This is a genomic window from Methanofastidiosum sp. (genome assembly GCA_035362715.1).
Classification (GTDB): domain Archaea; phylum Methanobacteriota_B; class Thermococci; order Methanofastidiosales; family Methanofastidiosaceae; genus Methanofastidiosum.
Genome location: DAOSDU010000006.1, coordinates 19,529 through 34,667 on the forward strand (window position 1 = coordinate 19,529; position 15,139 = coordinate 34,667).

15 protein-coding genes are annotated in these 15,139 nt (G+C 37.2%); 13 read left to right on the plus strand and 2 right to left on the minus strand.

The features are described from left to right. Window positions 1–3: 3 nt before the first annotated feature. Complete coding sequence (locus PLI06_05160) at window positions 4–1,980, minus strand: DUF460 domain-containing protein (protein ID HOI76985.1); 1,977 nt, start codon at window positions 1,978–1,980, stop codon at window positions 4–6. Between the two features lie 46 nt (window positions 1,981–2,026). On the opposite strand from PLI06_05160, the gene PLI06_05165 reads away from it, so the two are divergent. Both PLI06_05165 and corA read left to right on the plus strand, forming a co-directional pair. Next, entirely contained in the window at window positions 2,027–2,719 is a 693-nt protein-coding gene (locus PLI06_05165; GenBank protein HOI76986.1) for an RNA methyltransferase, read from the plus strand. A 40-nt stretch (window positions 2,720–2,759) separates the two neighbouring features. Continuing rightward, window positions 2,760–3,716 carry a magnesium/cobalt transporter CorA gene (gene corA, locus PLI06_05170; GenBank protein HOI76987.1) on the plus strand — a complete coding sequence of 319 codons (957 nt, stop codon included), beginning with the start codon at window positions 2,760–2,762 and terminating at the stop codon, window positions 3,714–3,716. Here the strand turns inward: corA and PLI06_05175 are convergent, their stop codons facing one another. After that, complete coding sequence (locus PLI06_05175; GenBank protein HOI76988.1) at window positions 3,717–5,525, minus strand: hypothetical protein; 1,809 nt, start codon at window positions 5,523–5,525, stop codon at window positions 3,717–3,719. Window positions 5,526–5,616: 91 nt separating this feature from the next. Between PLI06_05175 and PLI06_05180 the strand changes: the two genes are divergently transcribed. The 11 genes from PLI06_05180 (at window position 5,617) to PLI06_05230 (ending at window position 15,133) form a co-directional block, all read left to right on the plus strand. Next, window positions 5,617–5,931 carry a hypothetical protein gene (locus PLI06_05180; protein ID HOI76989.1) on the plus strand — a complete coding sequence of 105 codons (315 nt, stop codon included), beginning with the start codon at window positions 5,617–5,619 and terminating at the stop codon, window positions 5,929–5,931. Between the two features lie 117 nt (window positions 5,932–6,048). Beyond that, window positions 6,049–8,151, plus strand: a complete 2,103-nt coding sequence (locus PLI06_05185; protein ID HOI76990.1) for a CDC48 family AAA ATPase — start codon at window positions 6,049–6,051, stop codon at window positions 8,149–8,151. Between the two features lie 51 nt (window positions 8,152–8,202). Beyond that, entirely contained in the window at window positions 8,203–9,195 is a 993-nt protein-coding gene (amrS, locus tag PLI06_05190) for an AmmeMemoRadiSam system radical SAM enzyme (GenBank protein ID HOI76991.1), read from the plus strand. A 101-nt stretch (window positions 9,196–9,296) separates the two neighbouring features. Further along, complete coding sequence (locus tag PLI06_05195) at window positions 9,297–10,847, plus strand: carboxyl transferase domain-containing protein (GenBank protein ID HOI76992.1); 1,551 nt, start codon at window positions 9,297–9,299, stop codon at window positions 10,845–10,847. Window positions 10,848–10,857: 10 nt separating this feature from the next. Next, a complete protein-coding gene (locus tag PLI06_05200; protein HOI76993.1) occupies window positions 10,858–11,193 on the plus strand; it encodes an OadG family protein in 336 nt (111 codons plus the stop codon). Further along, the gene (locus PLI06_05205; protein HOI76994.1) at window positions 11,193–11,636 is read left to right on the plus strand and encodes an acetyl-CoA carboxylase biotin carboxyl carrier protein subunit; all 444 of its coding nucleotides are present in this window, start codon (window positions 11,193–11,195) and stop codon (window positions 11,634–11,636) included. Before PLI06_05200 ends, PLI06_05205 begins: the two co-directional genes overlap by 1 nt. Window positions 11,637–11,644: 8 nt before the next feature. Continuing rightward, window positions 11,645–12,781 (plus strand): sodium ion-translocating decarboxylase subunit beta, encoded by a 1,137-nt coding sequence (locus PLI06_05210; GenBank protein ID HOI76995.1) that lies wholly within the window; start codon window positions 11,645–11,647, stop codon window positions 12,779–12,781. A 5-nt stretch (window positions 12,782–12,786) separates the two neighbouring features. Beyond that, window positions 12,787–13,173, plus strand: a complete 387-nt coding sequence (locus tag PLI06_05215) for a hypothetical protein (GenBank protein ID HOI76996.1) — start codon at window positions 12,787–12,789, stop codon at window positions 13,171–13,173. Between the two features lie 20 nt (window positions 13,174–13,193). Further along, complete coding sequence (locus PLI06_05220; GenBank protein ID HOI76997.1) at window positions 13,194–13,331, plus strand: hypothetical protein; 138 nt, start codon at window positions 13,194–13,196, stop codon at window positions 13,329–13,331. Further along, window positions 13,328–14,524 (plus strand): CaiB/BaiF CoA-transferase family protein, encoded by a 1,197-nt coding sequence (locus PLI06_05225; protein ID HOI76998.1) that lies wholly within the window; start codon window positions 13,328–13,330, stop codon window positions 14,522–14,524. The genes PLI06_05220 and PLI06_05225 overlap by 4 nt, the downstream gene beginning before the upstream one ends. Before the next feature lie 57 nt (window positions 14,525–14,581). After that, window positions 14,582–15,133, plus strand: a complete 552-nt coding sequence (locus PLI06_05230; GenBank protein ID HOI76999.1) for an RraA family protein — start codon at window positions 14,582–14,584, stop codon at window positions 15,131–15,133. Window positions 15,134–15,139: the final 6 nt, after the last annotated feature.

The following is a 15,139-nucleotide window of genomic DNA, read 5'->3' on the forward strand; positions in this document are numbered from 1 at the left end:
TAATTAGGCCTTATAATCTGATTTTCTTTGTTCTTTATAATCTTTAATTATTTTAAGAAGTTTATTTGACTCTCTTTCTTTTTTAAGAGCCATTAATAGTTTTTTTTCTTTTTTATAGACTAAATCAAAGCTTTCTTTGTCTATTATAACGAACTTCGAAATTACCTCCATTTTTATATCTTTCGAATCGATTATCGGTATTTCAATATCGATTAGCTCTTCTTGAGCCTGATGCGATATCTTACCCAATATTAGAACAGCTTTGACTTTTATCTCAGATAGCATCTTGGAAGCTTCTGCCCCTCCACCTGTGGCGTCTTTTAAAAAAACTACATCGCCTTCGGTAAGATCCTGATTTTTTACAAGATTTTTAATGCCGTCGATAGAAAAAACAGGTAAAACCTTACCGATGATTATGTCCTCAGATTCCATTAGCGGCTTTAATTCTTTTAGCCTTTTGTTTTCCTCAGTGAGCAAATTTACTTTGCTTTTTAGGATATCGACACTTTTTCTAAGTGAAGTTATCTCAAAATTCTTAGTTTTTATTACATTGTCCTTCAAAGCTTCTTTTTTTTGCCTGTCCAGGATATCGAAAAGTTTTCTTTCAAGGGATATAATTGTTGAATCTTTCTCTTGAAGTTTCCTTTTCATGTCAAAGCTTTCCAACTGAAGTTTTTCAAAATCCTTTTTCAATAAGGTCTGCTTATCTTTGTAATTTTCGATTATTTTTGACTGTTCTAGAATTACTTCGTCAGGATTTTTCTGCTCAATTTTTATCTCGTCTTCTTTTTTCAGCAAATCTTCTTTGACTTTGTCAAAGGCTTCTTTTATTGGCATGCCCTTAATGACTTCGCCTATTATCCTAGAGCTGTAAGGCGATAGCTCTTGGGGTATTTTTGATTTTATCTGCGTAAACTTATTCTTATAGTGTAGATAAGCCTTTAATGCTGCTGAGAGAGCATCCCTCTCGTGGGCGTTCGTTGCTTCTTGATCCTTTGACAGCTCATTTTTTTCTTTGACGGGGATCGATAGAGAAGGCACATAAAGAATAGAATCAAACGAGGTACTCAACTTTTCAATATACCCAGAAGGCGGATTTACATCAGATCCGAATATTAGGGGATAGCCGTACTTTCTTATCTCTTCCTTGACATCTGACATTGAAAAACTTCTTTTAGAGGTGATAGCAAGCACATTTCCTTCAAGATCTAGTACTGAAAGGCCAACTGTTGTTCCTGGATCAACCCCGACAATGACATACCTGTCTTTGATGTTTGATACTTCAACCTTCTTTTCAAATGGTTCGTATTCAATGGAGCTTTTTTTAAGTGGCCTAACATCTATCCTTATATCGCCTCTGCTGCTTTTGATGGGGATATTTTCAAAGTTAGAGTATACTTTGAAGGTGCCTTTTGAAAATCCCCCTTCCCGCTCAACTACCTCAAGGTCAAAATTAAATCCTTCGTTTTTAAGTTCCTTCTCGATGTCTCTGACCTTGTATTTGATAAGGGCAAAAGTCCTTCGCTGGTATCTGCCTTGTGAGTAGCCCCCTCTCCCAAGACTCCTGCCGCTTGAAACAAGTATCTCAGTTTCATCTTCATAAAGCTTTAATTTGTAGCCGACTCCTTCGAAGGGCAATCTCGCAAGTGCGTATGCCTCATCAAAAGGATTTTTTGGATTTAGATTTATCCTGTATCTTTTTGCAAGCGCCGGGAGAGAAGTAAAGTCATTAAACTTTCCAGTAACTTGAACTATTGAAACATACTTTGAAAGTTTCTCTAAATCATTTTTAGAGAATTCTTCGGTAGAATCGATTCCCATGTAAGTGGGAGAGTAATTTTTTATTAGTTTCAAAAGTTTAAGCTTTGGCCCGCTTTCCTTCAAAACAGTCAAAAATCTGTTTTCTTCCCTCGAAAGTATGACCATTGCATAAATTCTTGGGTCACGGGAGATTATGTCAACTCCCAGAGATATTTCCATTGATGCACCCAAAACTTTATCTTTATCCTAATATTTTCTTCTCTTGATGTTTTATATAATTTTTGTAGAGCCGGAAACCTCGGGAAATATTGGCAGCGTTGCGAGGGTTATGAAAAATTTCGGTTTCTATGACCTTATTCTAGTCAATCCAGTTGAGATTGACGATGAGGCGTACAAATTAGCGGTCCATGCAGAAGATATTTTGAAATCTGCCATAATTGTAGGAAGTCTGGAAGAGGCTCTAAAATATGTTGACGTATCTGTTGCAACAAGCGTAAATACAAGCGGCGGAGTCTTGAGGAATTATACCCCTGTTGAGAGTCTGGCCAAGAAGATACCCTCTGATTTTAAAGTGGGAATAGTGCTGGGCAGGGAAAGCAGTGGCCTTAGAAATCAAGAAGTTGAGATGTGCGATACAATGACTACAATCCCCACCGATAAAAGGTATCCGACGATGAATGTTTCACATGCTCTTTCAATAATACTCTATGAAATATTCAAATCCAAATGCTCTATTAAAATAAATCCTCTTGAAGGAAAGGAAATAATTGAAAAGAATCTATTGATGGAGGATTTCAAAAAGATATTGGCGCATGTTGAGGAGCGAGAATACAGAAGAGATAACGCTATGACAGTCTTCAAGCACGTTTTAACGAGAGGGTTTAATACACAGCGCGAGATATATACCCTAAAGGGAATTTTTAGAAGGATTGTTTTGAAGCTTGAAGGTGAGCTTTAAAGAATAACTAATTTAAATATCATGTTCTTATTGTAAAATAATGTTTGAGGTATTTTATCTTGAAGGAGAAATACAGAGGGAAATAGCATCTCCTGAGAGGCTAAAAGAGTTAGTTGAAAAGGGCACAAGATTATGGATTGACCTAATTGATTCAACAAATGCAGAGATATCCTATCTTGGTGATCTCTTCGATTTACACCCTGTGACTGTAGAAGACTTAAGTGATGAAGGGACAAGGGTCAAGATAGAAGTTTTTGATGACTATAATTTCATTGTATTCTATAATGTTTTCATGGATACAAAGATTAACAAGTATGAGTATGATGTTGTAATAAGTGATAATTACATTATAACAAAAGACATGAGAAAAGAGATCAAGATTTTAGAAAAAATAAAAAATGATAAGAAGGCTCTCTCAAAAATACTGAACAAAGGACCTGACTTTCTATTGCATATTATAATGGATAGGATCATAGACTCCTACTTTTTGGTTCTGGATAGACTTGATATTGTAATAGAAGAAACAGAAGATGAACTGTTTAATGGCGGAGATAAAGAGTGCATAATGAAAGTTATTACACTTAAGAGGGATGTTTCTCTTTTCAAAAGAATAGTTGTTTCAGAAAGAGAAGAGCTATTAGGCCTATTAAGAAAAGAATCCATGTTTATTTCAGATGAAACTAAAATCTATTTCAGAGACAACTATGATAGCATCATAAGTATCTTCGATTCCCTTGATTCGATGAGGGATTCCTTAATTGGAATACAAGACACTTATTTATCTTATACCTCGAACAAATTAAACGAGATAATGAAGGTTTTGACCATAATTGCGACAATAATGATGCCTCTGACCCTAATTACCGGTATATATGGGATGAACTTTGATGTTATGCCTGAGTTAAAGTCACCTTACGGATATTATTCTATACTTTTGCTGATGCTTGCTATTGGTCTTTCGATGGTTTATTATTTTAAGAGAAAAGGATGGATGTAGTCATATTTTCTCTAATATTATTAGAGCCCCTCCAATGTCTCCTCTCTCATATAACTGGGCCATTGCCATTAGTTCTTCTTTTACTCTTGTCATTTCTTGGCCTTCGGCATAGGAAATTTTCTGAGATTTATTTCTCAAGATAATAGATGACCTTTCAAGTATCTTCTTCCCTTTTTCGTCAGGTGCTCCTTTTGATAATTGATTAAGTTTATCAGAGACATCCAAGAGAAGTTTCATTGTTAATTCCCTGTCAGTGTCTAAAGATATTGAAGCTTTTCTTATTTGAGTAGAAACTTCTGTTAATATTTGAGGCAATCTAGGTTGATCTTGTGGTAATATTATCTGTTCCATCTTAGTGGCATCGTAGACTATGAACTGGCCAAATGTTTCTATAATCATGTCTTTGGGAAAATTAATTCTCTGCCTATCACCTATTTCCATTACACCATAATTTGCACCGGCTGGAGGCGATTTGCCCATATCTTCATTTGTAACTTCCCTCCACATACCATTGTCAGTTCTCCTATCAGTGAAGAGGGATATACAGGTTGCTATTGGCCCACCCTGAACATGAATTATTTCGTCTTGGTCTGTATTATTTTTTATGAAATTGTAAAGATTAAAGGCATTCTCAGAAACGTAAGGGCTTATTTTGAGCGTACGTAGCTTAATGCCCATCAATGCATTCAAATTTTCTTTTAGAGGTGTTGATTGAATGACAACTGGGGCAACTCCCTGCATGGGTCCTGCTTCGCCAACTGGATTTGGGCCATATTTTAGCTGTGGTGGTGGGGCGCCTGCCATAGTTGGCCCGATTGATCTTAATCTAAGTGTGGGCTCCCCTGTGTAAGAAATTACCAAAAAAGCTATTAAAAATACATAGAATGCATTCTTATCTATTCTTTTTGAAGTCTCATAAGCACCTACGGCCATTATGATTGCAAGTATCACTGGGGCATGCATAAAGAACCTAAATCCATACAACGCCCCTATAAGGAGTGTTGAAGGAACTGTTGCCAGGAGTAGTATGTCTTTTGTATCTCTTCTTTTTGCAAGGAAGTACACACCCAAAATCGCAAACAGTATAGTTACAATACCAATTGTAGGCATATTTGCAAAGGATGACCAGTTTCCGTGAATCCAGTCACGATTCAACAATACATGGACTGCCCATGGACTAAAAGTGATTAAGGATATTATTATTATCTTTAAGGAATACTTCAGGTAGTCTCGTTTCAATACTCCAAATATACCTATTGCAAGAACCACTAAAAATGAAGAAAAATGCGTCCATAAAAATATTGAAAGTAAGGCTATTGAAAGAATTGTCTTTTTTCGATATACTGCCCACATTGCCAAAGGAAAGAGTGCAAATATTAGAGAAGTCGGTGCTATTGAAATCTGCCACCACCAGTAATTGTAGGAAGCTGAAAGAATCACTACCGACAATAATCCGACTTTCTTTCCAAAAAGATCCCTTGAAACAAAGAATGTTGAAAGAAGCGAAACTGGGTAGATAAGAATCCCGTAAAACTTCTGGATTGTTACCCATCCCATACCTAAGATATTTGTGGCTGCAAATAGCAAATGAAGAAATGGAGGATAAAGGTGAGGTCTCCCTATGGGTGCGAACTCATAGTAATCCCATAAGAAAGTTTTGTGTTCGACAAACATCCTAGCAATCATCAGGTGGTACGACCAATCTTTCTGGTCAGCAGGGAGATTTTCAATATTTAAGATTAAAAGAACAGTATGAAATAAAATGACTGATAAAGCTGCAATATCAAGATAGGATAGGCCTTTTTTCATTTAAACAATTATGTTAAGGCATATTAAATAGTTTTCCAGTGACTAGCAATATATATTTAAATTGAATTTTAAAAATTTAATTGGTGGCTTTATGAACTTCCTTTTCGATGAGGACAAGAAGAAAGGCAGCTATGAAGTTGAAACTTTGAAGGATTCTATCAGGCGAATCAAACGTAATCTTGATGAGATATACAAAGAGATAGAAGAAATTGAAAGCAGGGTCTTTAATGAAAGTGACCTTTTTGAAATAAGGGAAAATGATCATGATGATTATGTTAAAAATGCCATTAATAGAAAAAGGCCGGCCCGCTTAGATAATGACGTTTCATCGTTTGAAGTAGATGATAGACCCAAATCTTATAACAGTAATGATTTTGCCAAAAAGCTTGAAGATTACGATGGATAGTCTCTTTATTTTTTCTAGATAGCCAATTTTATTATTTTTAACCGTAAAATTTATAAAGGATTACTTTCACTTTATATTAAGTTAACTTAATGTTAATATATTATGGAGTGTTTTAAAGTGAAAGAAATTAATGAAATAGAACTTGTTGTAGGGAGCGCAGAAAAGCTCGATGTGGGTAAAGGTATTGTAAGGATTGACCCCGATGCAATGAGAAAGATGTACCTAAATTATGGCGAGATTGTAAAGATAAAAGGCGAGAAAATAACAGCTGCAAAGGCCCTGCCAGATAATGTTGAGGGTTCCGGAATAGTTAGAATGGACAGCATACTCAGGAAGAACTCTGGAGCATTGCTTGGGGATAGAGTCAGCATTTCAAGAGCAGAAGTTAAGGAAGCAAAGGCAATTACTCTTGCTCCTATGCAGGCCGATATGCAGTTTTCAGGAGACCTTTCATCATATTTCAAAGAAAAATTCTCTGATATCCCAATCGTTCAAAATAACGTTTTTGTATTTGAAATCTTTAATAGGAGCCTTCCATTTGTCGTGACAAAAACAAATCCAAGAGGTATCCTAAAGATAATTCCATCAACTAAAATAACAATTTCACCTAAACCTGTGTCAGAATCTGAGATATCAAAAATGCCTGATGTAACTTATGAAGATATAGGTGGACTTAGGGATGAGATCCAAAAGATTAGAGAAATGATTGAGATGCCCATGAAGCATCCGGAAGTTTTCTCAAAACTCGGTATAGATCCTCCCAAGGGAGTTTTACTGTATGGACCTCCTGGAACAGGTAAAACTCTCCTTGCAAAGGCACTTGCAAATGAGATCAACGCTTATTTCACCTCTATTAACGGCCCAGAAATAATGAGTAAATACTATGGTGAATCTGAGGAGAACCTTAGGAAGGTCTTTGAAGATGCAGGAGAAAACTCTCCGGCCATAATATTCATAGATGAGATCGATGCAATTGCCCCAAAAAGGGAAGAGTCAAAAGGGGAAGTCGAAAGAAGGGTAGTTTCTCAGCTTCTGACACTAATGGACGGGCTAAAGACAAGAGGCAAGGTAGTGGTGATAGCAGCTACAAACTTGCCAGAAACAATTGACCCTGCATTGAGGAGACCTGGAAGATTTGACAGAGAAATCGAAATTGGTGTTCCGGATATAAATGACAGAAAAGAGATACTTCAGGTTCATACAAGGGGCATGCCGATAACTGAGGATGTGAATATATCGTATTATGCATCAAAAACACACGGTTACAGCGGAGCGGACCTTGAGGCCTTGTGTAAAGAGGCGGGGATGAAGGCGATTAGAAGAGTTCTCCCAGATCTCAGCGGAGGAGATATTGAAATTTCCCCAGAAATTCTAAACAAGCTTGAAGTAACAAAGAATGATTTCGATTTAGCTTTTTTAGAAGTAGAGCCATCTGCAATGAGGGAAGCCTTAGTTGAAGTTCCAACTGTAAAATGGAGTGATATAGGGGGATTAAAAGAAGTAAAACAAAGATTACAGGAAGCTGTGGAGTGGCCACTAAAATATCCCGATGTATTCAAAAAGATAAACGTTGAAGGTCCTAAAGGTATCCTCCTTTATGGGCCACCTGGATGTGGGAAGACTCTTCTTGCAAAGGCTGTTGCAACAGAAAGCGAGGCAAACTTCATAGCAATTAGGGGTCCTGAGCTAATCTCAAAATGGGTTGGTGAGAGTGAAAAAGGTATCAGGAAAATATTCAGCAAGGCCCGGCAAGTAGCCCCTTCTATAATATTCTTTGATGAGATTGATTCAATTGCGCCCAAAAGAGGCCAAGAGACTGGTGCAAAGGTAACTGAAAGAATGGTAAATCAATTATTGACAGAGATGGATGGCGTTGAATCCTTGGAGAGAGTAATAGTCATCGCGGCGACAAACAGACCAGACATTTTAGATGAGGCCCTTCTTAGGCCTGGGAGATTTGATGTGATAGTCGAAATACCATTGCCTGACAAGGAATCAAGACTTGATATACTGAAGATCCACACCAAGGGAATGCCACTAAAGGACGTTGATATTAATGAGCTAGTCCAACCAACTGAAGGATTTACAGGTGCCGATATAAAATCTCTTACCAGGGAAGCTGGTCTAAACGCCATAAGAAAAGGCCTTGACAAGACTGAGTTTGTAACTAAAGAAGACTTCAAAGAAGCTCTAGAAAAGGTAAAATCCTCTAAAAAATAATTTCTCTTTTTTTTAGATAAATTAAAATAGTATTAAATCAATATTTTTAGCATGAGAGAGGCACTCTTTTACAGAAAAGAAAAGGAGGACATGAGATGCCTATTGTGTCCGCATGTATGCCTTATATCTCCAAATGAGAGGGGCAAATGCAGGGCAAGAATAAATCTAGATGGAAAACTAAGAACTCTTGTTTATGGAGAGAGTGACTCAGAAAAACTGTATTTCCATGTAGATCCGATAGAGAAAAAGCCTCTTTATCATTTCTACCCTGGTTCATATTCTCTCTCCTTTGGAACGCCGGGGTGTAATCTATTCTGTCAGAACTGCCAGAACTTTGATCTTTCTCAATCAACGCCTGACGATATAGCTTACCATTTTCTAAAGCCAGAGAAAATAGTTGAGCTAGCAAAGATGCATGGGTGTAAATCTATCTCTTATACATACACAGAGCCAACAATATTCTACGAATATCTAATGGATACTTCAAAAATAGCAACAGAAAATTGTATCAAAAATGTATGGGTTACAAACGGGTTCATAAATCCAAAGCCACTAAAGGAGGCTTTACCATATATTGACGCAATGAATATAGATCTCAAAGCATTTTCTGAGGAGTTTTACCAAAAGATTTGCGGAGCAAGGCTCCGGCCAGTACTAGAAACAATTAAAACTGCATTTAGAGAAACTCATATCGAAATAACAAATTTATTGATTCCGACTTTAAATGATTCAGATGAAGATATAATAAAACTTGTTGATTTTGTTTCAGAGTTGAGCGATGAGATCCCTTTACACTTTTCTGCTTACAGGCCGATGTACAAAATGGAGATAAAATCTACACCAGTTGAGACGCTCTATAAGGCAAAAGAAATAGCTGTAAAGAAACTAAAATATGTTTATCTTGGAAATGTGGCTTCAAATAATGATACTTTTTGTCCTAACTGCAAGAACGTAGTTGTCAAAAGAACTTATGGCGTGAAAAATAGCCTAATTGATGACAAATGTCCAATATGCCATACAAAAATACCAATAAAAGTCAATTAAAAGCCCGAATATTTGGATTACCACAAAGTTTTTAAACAGTTCTATTAAGTATTGAAGCAGTGCCGCCTAAATCAAAAGATAAGGCGAACGGTGGTAATTTTATGGCCATTGAAGGTATGCTAAAAGAGCTAAAAGAAAAGAAAGACAAGTTAAAGATGGGAGGAGGAAAGGAAAAGCTTGAATCTCAACATGCAAAGGGTAAACTTAATGCAAGAGAAAGGCTTGACATACTCCTTGACAAGAACAGCTTTGTTGAAATAAATGGACTGATGAAACATAGAGCAGTTGATTTCGGTCTAGACAAAACGGATATACCTGGAGATGGCGTCATTACGGGTTTCGGTACAATCGAAGGGAGACTCGTATATGTCTTTTCCCAAGACTTCACAGTTATGGGAGGTTCCTTGGGAGAAGCACATGCTTTCAAGATAAGCTATCTAATGGATCAGGCTATGAAGGTTGGAGCTCCTGTGATCGGTATAAATGATTCCGGAGGCGCAAGGATACAAGAAGGTGTTGATTCCCTGAAGGGGTATGGGGATATTTTCTACAGGAACACAATATCTTCTGGAGTTATACCTCAGATAACAGCTATTATGGGGCCTTGTGCTGGTGGTGCCGTTTATTCTCCGGCAATAGGGGATTTTGTCTTCATGACCGATGTTACAAGTTATATGTTCATAACTGGGCCTCAAGTTGTAAAAACTGTGTTGCATCAGGATGTGACCTTTGAAGAACTTGGTGGGCCTCATGTCCACGAGACTAAAAGCGGAATGGCACATAGGGTTGGAAAAAATGACGAGGATACCTTAAATCTTATTAGAAATCTCTTCAGTTATTTGCCTTCAAACAACATGGAAGACCCTCCATCAATTGCACCAACAGATGACCCATTGAGGGAGACTCCTGAGCTTTATTCGATTATACCAGAAGATTCAAACAAAGGTTATCATGCAAGTCAAATTGTTAAAGCAGTTCTTGATAACAATGAATTCTATGAAATTCATCCTCTCTATGCACCAAATATCCTAGTTGGATTTGGGAGACTTGACGGAAAAGTCGTGGGCATAGTCGCAAACAATCCAAGCCATATTGCTGGAGTTTTAGATATTAACTCCTCTGACAAAGCATCAAGATTTATCAGATTCTGTGATGCTTTTAACATTCCAATACTGACTTTTGTTGACACACCAGGTTATATGCCGGGATTAGACCAAGAGCATGGCGGAATTATAAGACACGGTGCAAAGCTATTATATGCGTACTCTGAAGCTACTGTTCCTTTAATTACAGTTATTGTGAGAAAAGCTTACGGGGGGGCATATATAGCTATGGCTTCAAAACATCTACGGGCTGATGCAGTTTATGCGCTGCCAACAGCAGAGATTGCAGTTATGGGGCCAAAAGGCGCATGTGAAATAGTCTTTAGAAAAGAGATATCTGAAGCCTCTAATCCTACAAAGAAAACAGATGAACTAAGCGAAGACTACAAACAGAAATTTGCAAATCCCTACATGGCAGCTGCACGTGGCTATGTTGATGATGTAGTTGACCCAAAAAATCTAAGAACGATACTAATCAATTCACTTAGGGTATACCAGTCAAAGAGAGAAGTACTACCCAAGAAAAAACATGGTATAATTCCATTCTAAGGTGGATATAATGGTAAACATGGATTATTTGACTTTAGGATTGACCTTAGTTATAGTTGGTATGGCTATAACTTTTTTGGTTTTGATTATTTTATCAGGAGTTATACATTATTTTGGTAAATTTATTAAAAATAGGGAAGAAAAGAAAAATAATAAAGAAGAAAAAATTAATCTAACTGAAACTCAAACTGAAGATGAAGTAGGAATATCAAATGATGAATTAACTGCAATGATAACAGCAGCTTATTTCCATATATCTAAAGATGCAGTTTCACTTATTAATTTGCATTCTAAGATAGATAACTGGAAATTATTAAGCAGACGAGAACAGATGGAGATGTTATAATGGCTAAATACAAAGTTAATGTAGATGGAAAGGAGTACGAAGTAGAAGTTGAAAATATTGAAAGTGGAAATCTAGAGGTCAAGTTGGGTAATAAGAAGTCTACGGTTAATATCCAAGAGTTAATGGGAACTGCTAGACAACAATCATCACCCAAACAAGTTTACCAAGCTCCATCCTATACTCCCCAAAGAGAAGCGCCTGCTCCAATTTCAAAACCGTCTTCAGGTAAAGGTGAGCCTGTAAAAGCCGTCATGTCAGGAACAGTTCTATCAATAAAAAAGAATCCAGGGGACAAAGTTTCAGTTGGGGACGTAGTATTGATACTCGAAGCAATGAAAATGGAAAATGAGATCTCCTCTCCATCAGATGGGGTAATAGGTAACATTTCAGTGAAACCAGGACAGACTATAAACACTGGTGATACCCTCTTCACAATAGGATAAGTGATAATATGGTCGACTTAATATCGTCCTTTATTGAAATATTCAAAACAACAAGCGGGATTTTTGATTTATCTGCCGGTAATGTTGCGATGATAGTGGTAGGTTTCATACTTATATACCTCGCAATCTACAAGGGATTTGAGCCGCTATTGTTAGTGCCAATTGGTTTTGGGGCAATTCTTTCTAATATACCATTAACTGGTATCTCTGACCCTAATGCAATTGGTGGGGTATTTGGTATTTTCTTAAAGTATCTGATAGCTAATGAAATTGTCCCTTGTCTAATATTCATGGGGATTGGTGCTCTGACAGATTTTGGGCCGTTGTTAGCAAATCCAAAAACATTCATACTTGGTGCTGCTGCTCAGATTGGAGTATTTATTGCGCTTGTAGGTTCAATTATACTTGGATTTACTCCACAACAAGCTGCCTCTATCGGAATAATCGGAGGAGCGGATGGACCAACTACAATTTATGTCACTACAGTTCTAGCTCCTGAATTATTAGGTGCTACTGCAGTAGCTGCATACTCCTACATGTCGTTAGTGCCGTTAATACTACCGCCTGCAATTATGCTTACAACTACAAAAGCTGAAAGAAAAATTAAAATGGTACAGATGAGAGTAGTTTCACAGAAAGAAAAAGTTGCATTCCCAATCATAGCTGCAATTGTAACTGGATTATTAGTACCTAAGGCTATCCCATTAGTAGGACTTCTTTTTGTTGGAAATCTTTTCAGGGAGACAGGTGTTACACAAAGGCTTGCCAAAGGTGCTAGTGAGGAGCTTTTGAACATTGTGACAATTATCCTTGGACTTTCAGTTGGTAGTACTATGGATGCGGCCAACTTCCTTAATCTACAAACAATGAAGATCATGATTTTGGGAGTAGTGGCATTCTTTACTGCTGCATGTGGTGGAGTTATAGTTGCAAAGATAATGAATCTATTCCTAAAGGAGAAGATTAATCCTATGATAGGTGCTGCCGGTGTTTCAGCAGTTCCAATGTCTGCGAGGGTTGTACAGAAAATGGGATTAAAGGAAGACCCACAGAATCACCTTCTAATGCATGCAATGGGCCCTAATGTTGCAGGAGTCATCGGTACCGCTGTTGCCGCTGGAGTCTTGATAGCTTCTCTCGCTTGATTTTCATGGATGAATTCAAAATAAAAGTTAATGATAAAGAACATCAGATTAAATTGAAAAAAGTATCTGATGGAGAGTATCAGGTATTTTATGATGAATTCATCTATGAAATCTCTATTTTAAAGAAGATACAGAAAAAGAAAGATGATAGCCAATACAGAAAAGAAAATGATATTATTTATGTTGATTCGATAATAGGAGGTATTGTACTCAAATTATCGAAGAAAGCCGGAGAAAGGGTGGTAAAAGGAGACCCGATAATGACATTAATAGCAATGAAGATGGAGACAGAAATTTATGCTCCGGAGGCAGGGTTACTATCAAGGATACCAGTTTATGAAGGGATGATTGTTGAAAAGGGCGAACTTCTCTTTGTGATAGATACAAAATAAAATGGGAAAAGTTTATTAATATGGTAACTGATATCATAATAGACGAAAAAAAAGAAGAAAAGGACAAATGTCGCTCGATTGAGATAGATGGCAATCCATCTGTTGAGGAAATTGTTGTGATAATTTCATTATTTAATTTTAGTGAGGTGGATAAATGAGGCCATTAGAAGGAGTAAAGATACTGGATTTAAGCCATGTGCTTGCGATGCCATACTGCACTATGATCTTAGGCGATCTAGGGGCTGAAATTATAAAAATAGAAAAGAGTGACGGAGAAGATTCAAGAAAATTTGGACCATATAAAAATGGAGAAAGCGCTTATTTTATGAGCGTCAACAGAAACAAAAAAAGTGTCGTATTGAATCTTAAAGAAGAAAAAGGTAAGGAAATACTTAGAGAATTTATTAAAATATGTGACGTTGTAACGGAAAATTTCAGACCTGGGACAATGGAAAAGCTTGGATTTTCATATGAAAATATCAAAAAAATAAATCCTAATATAATTTACGCTACAATCTCTCAATTTGGAAATGATTCTGTATACCCTGGAAGGCCTGGATATGACATTATAGCACAGGCTTATGGAGGATTGATGGGCATAACAGGTTTTCCAGATAATCCCCCTACAAGAGTGGGATCATCAATTGCAGATATAATGTCAGGCATGTTCTCCGCGATTGGAATTTTAGGGGCTTTAAGAGTTAAAGAGAAAACTGGACAAGCACAGTATATAGACACCGCTATGGTAGATTGCATTATTGCAATTTTGGAAAATGCTGTAGTCAGATATACTGTTTCTGAAGAGATACCCCAGAGAATTGGATCAAGACATCCAAGTCTTACCCCTTTTGATGTATTCAAAGCTCTTGACGGGTACATTGTCATAGGTATAGGAAATGACCATTTGTGGGAGATGTTTTGCAGCAATATTCCGGAATTTAATCTCTTAATTATGGCTGAAAGGTTCAAAAATAATGAGTTGAGGACCAAAAATGAGGCAGAATTAAAAAAGATAATTGAAGATTGGACACAAAATCATACAACTGAAGATTTGGTAAGAATAATAAATGATGCGGGCGTTCCATGCGGACCTGTTAATACAGTTGACAAGGTCCTTAATGATCCAAATACAAAATATAGGAATATGCTTTTTGAATTTGACCATCCAATTGCAGGAAAGATGGTTACATCTAATTCTCCTTTGAGTTTGTCACTTACTCCATGTAAAAGTCATTTGCGCCCACCTGCACTAGGAGAACATACTGACGAAGTATTAACTAATGTTTTGGGATACTCCAAGGAAAGGATAGAAGAATTGAAAAAGGATAAAATAATATGGGATAGGGGGTAGATATTTACGAAAAGGGGAGAGATAGAGAAAAAACTTAGAACTTTAGATGCTGCTTCTATCAATGATGCCCTGAGAAAAAGAGGTTCGGTTGATGAATCTATAAAGCCTATAAAACAAGGCGATTTCGTCTGTGGACCTGCCTTTACCGCAAAATGCTGTCCTGGCGATATGCTTACAGCTCTAAAGGCTCTTGAGGATATTTCAGAAGGGGAAGTTTTGGTGATTGATGGAGGAGGGATCACCAAATTTTCTCTTTTCGGTGATCTTATGGCAATGCAGGCCAAACTAAAAAAGGTAGCTGGCGTTGTTGTGGATGGAGCAATAAGAGATGTCAAGAGTATAAGGGGAGAAGGTCTACCCGTATTCTGCCGCGGGATAGTCACAAGAGCTGGTACTGCAACGAGACTTGGGGAAATTAATGCCCCAGTAGTCTGCGGTGGAGTCATAGTAAATCCAGGGGACTGGATAGTTGGGGACGACGATGGCGTCGTTGTTATTCCAAAAGATAAGATTGAAGAAATCATCCATATTGCTGAAGAAACTCTTAAAAGGGAGGCAATAATCAGGGAAGCTATAGAGCAAGGGAAATCAATCAGCAAACTGCTTTGAATTTTT

Coding starts and splice junctions, on each gene's coding strand:
- amrS (HOI76991.1), top strand. CDS start 8,203: ATGAGAGAGGCACTCTTTTACAGAAAAGAAAAGGAGGACATGAGATGC.
- PLI06_05175 (HOI76988.1), bottom strand. CDS start 5,525: ATGAAAAAAGGCCTATCCTATCTTGATATTGCAGCTTTATCAGTCATT.
- PLI06_05205 (HOI76994.1), top strand. CDS start 11,193: ATGGCTAAATACAAAGTTAATGTAGATGGAAAGGAGTACGAAGTAGAA.
- PLI06_05165 (HOI76986.1), top strand. CDS start 2,027: ATGTTTTATATAATTTTTGTAGAGCCGGAAACCTCGGGAAATATTGGC.
- corA (HOI76987.1), top strand. CDS start 2,760: ATGTTTGAGGTATTTTATCTTGAAGGAGAAATACAGAGGGAAATAGCA.
- PLI06_05225 (HOI76998.1), top strand. CDS start 13,328: ATGAGGCCATTAGAAGGAGTAAAGATACTGGATTTAAGCCATGTGCTT.
- PLI06_05210 (HOI76995.1), top strand. CDS start 11,645: ATGGTCGACTTAATATCGTCCTTTATTGAAATATTCAAAACAACAAGC.
- PLI06_05195 (HOI76992.1), top strand. CDS start 9,297: ATGGCCATTGAAGGTATGCTAAAAGAGCTAAAAGAAAAGAAAGACAAG.
- PLI06_05180 (HOI76989.1), top strand. CDS start 5,617: ATGAACTTCCTTTTCGATGAGGACAAGAAGAAAGGCAGCTATGAAGTT.
- PLI06_05160 (HOI76985.1), bottom strand. CDS start 1,980: ATGGAAATATCTCTGGGAGTTGACATAATCTCCCGTGACCCAAGAATT.
- PLI06_05200 (HOI76993.1), top strand. CDS start 10,858: ATGGTAAACATGGATTATTTGACTTTAGGATTGACCTTAGTTATAGTT.
- PLI06_05220 (HOI76997.1), top strand. CDS start 13,194: ATGGTAACTGATATCATAATAGACGAAAAAAAAGAAGAAAAGGACAAA.
- PLI06_05215 (HOI76996.1), top strand. CDS start 12,787: ATGGATGAATTCAAAATAAAAGTTAATGATAAAGAACATCAGATTAAA.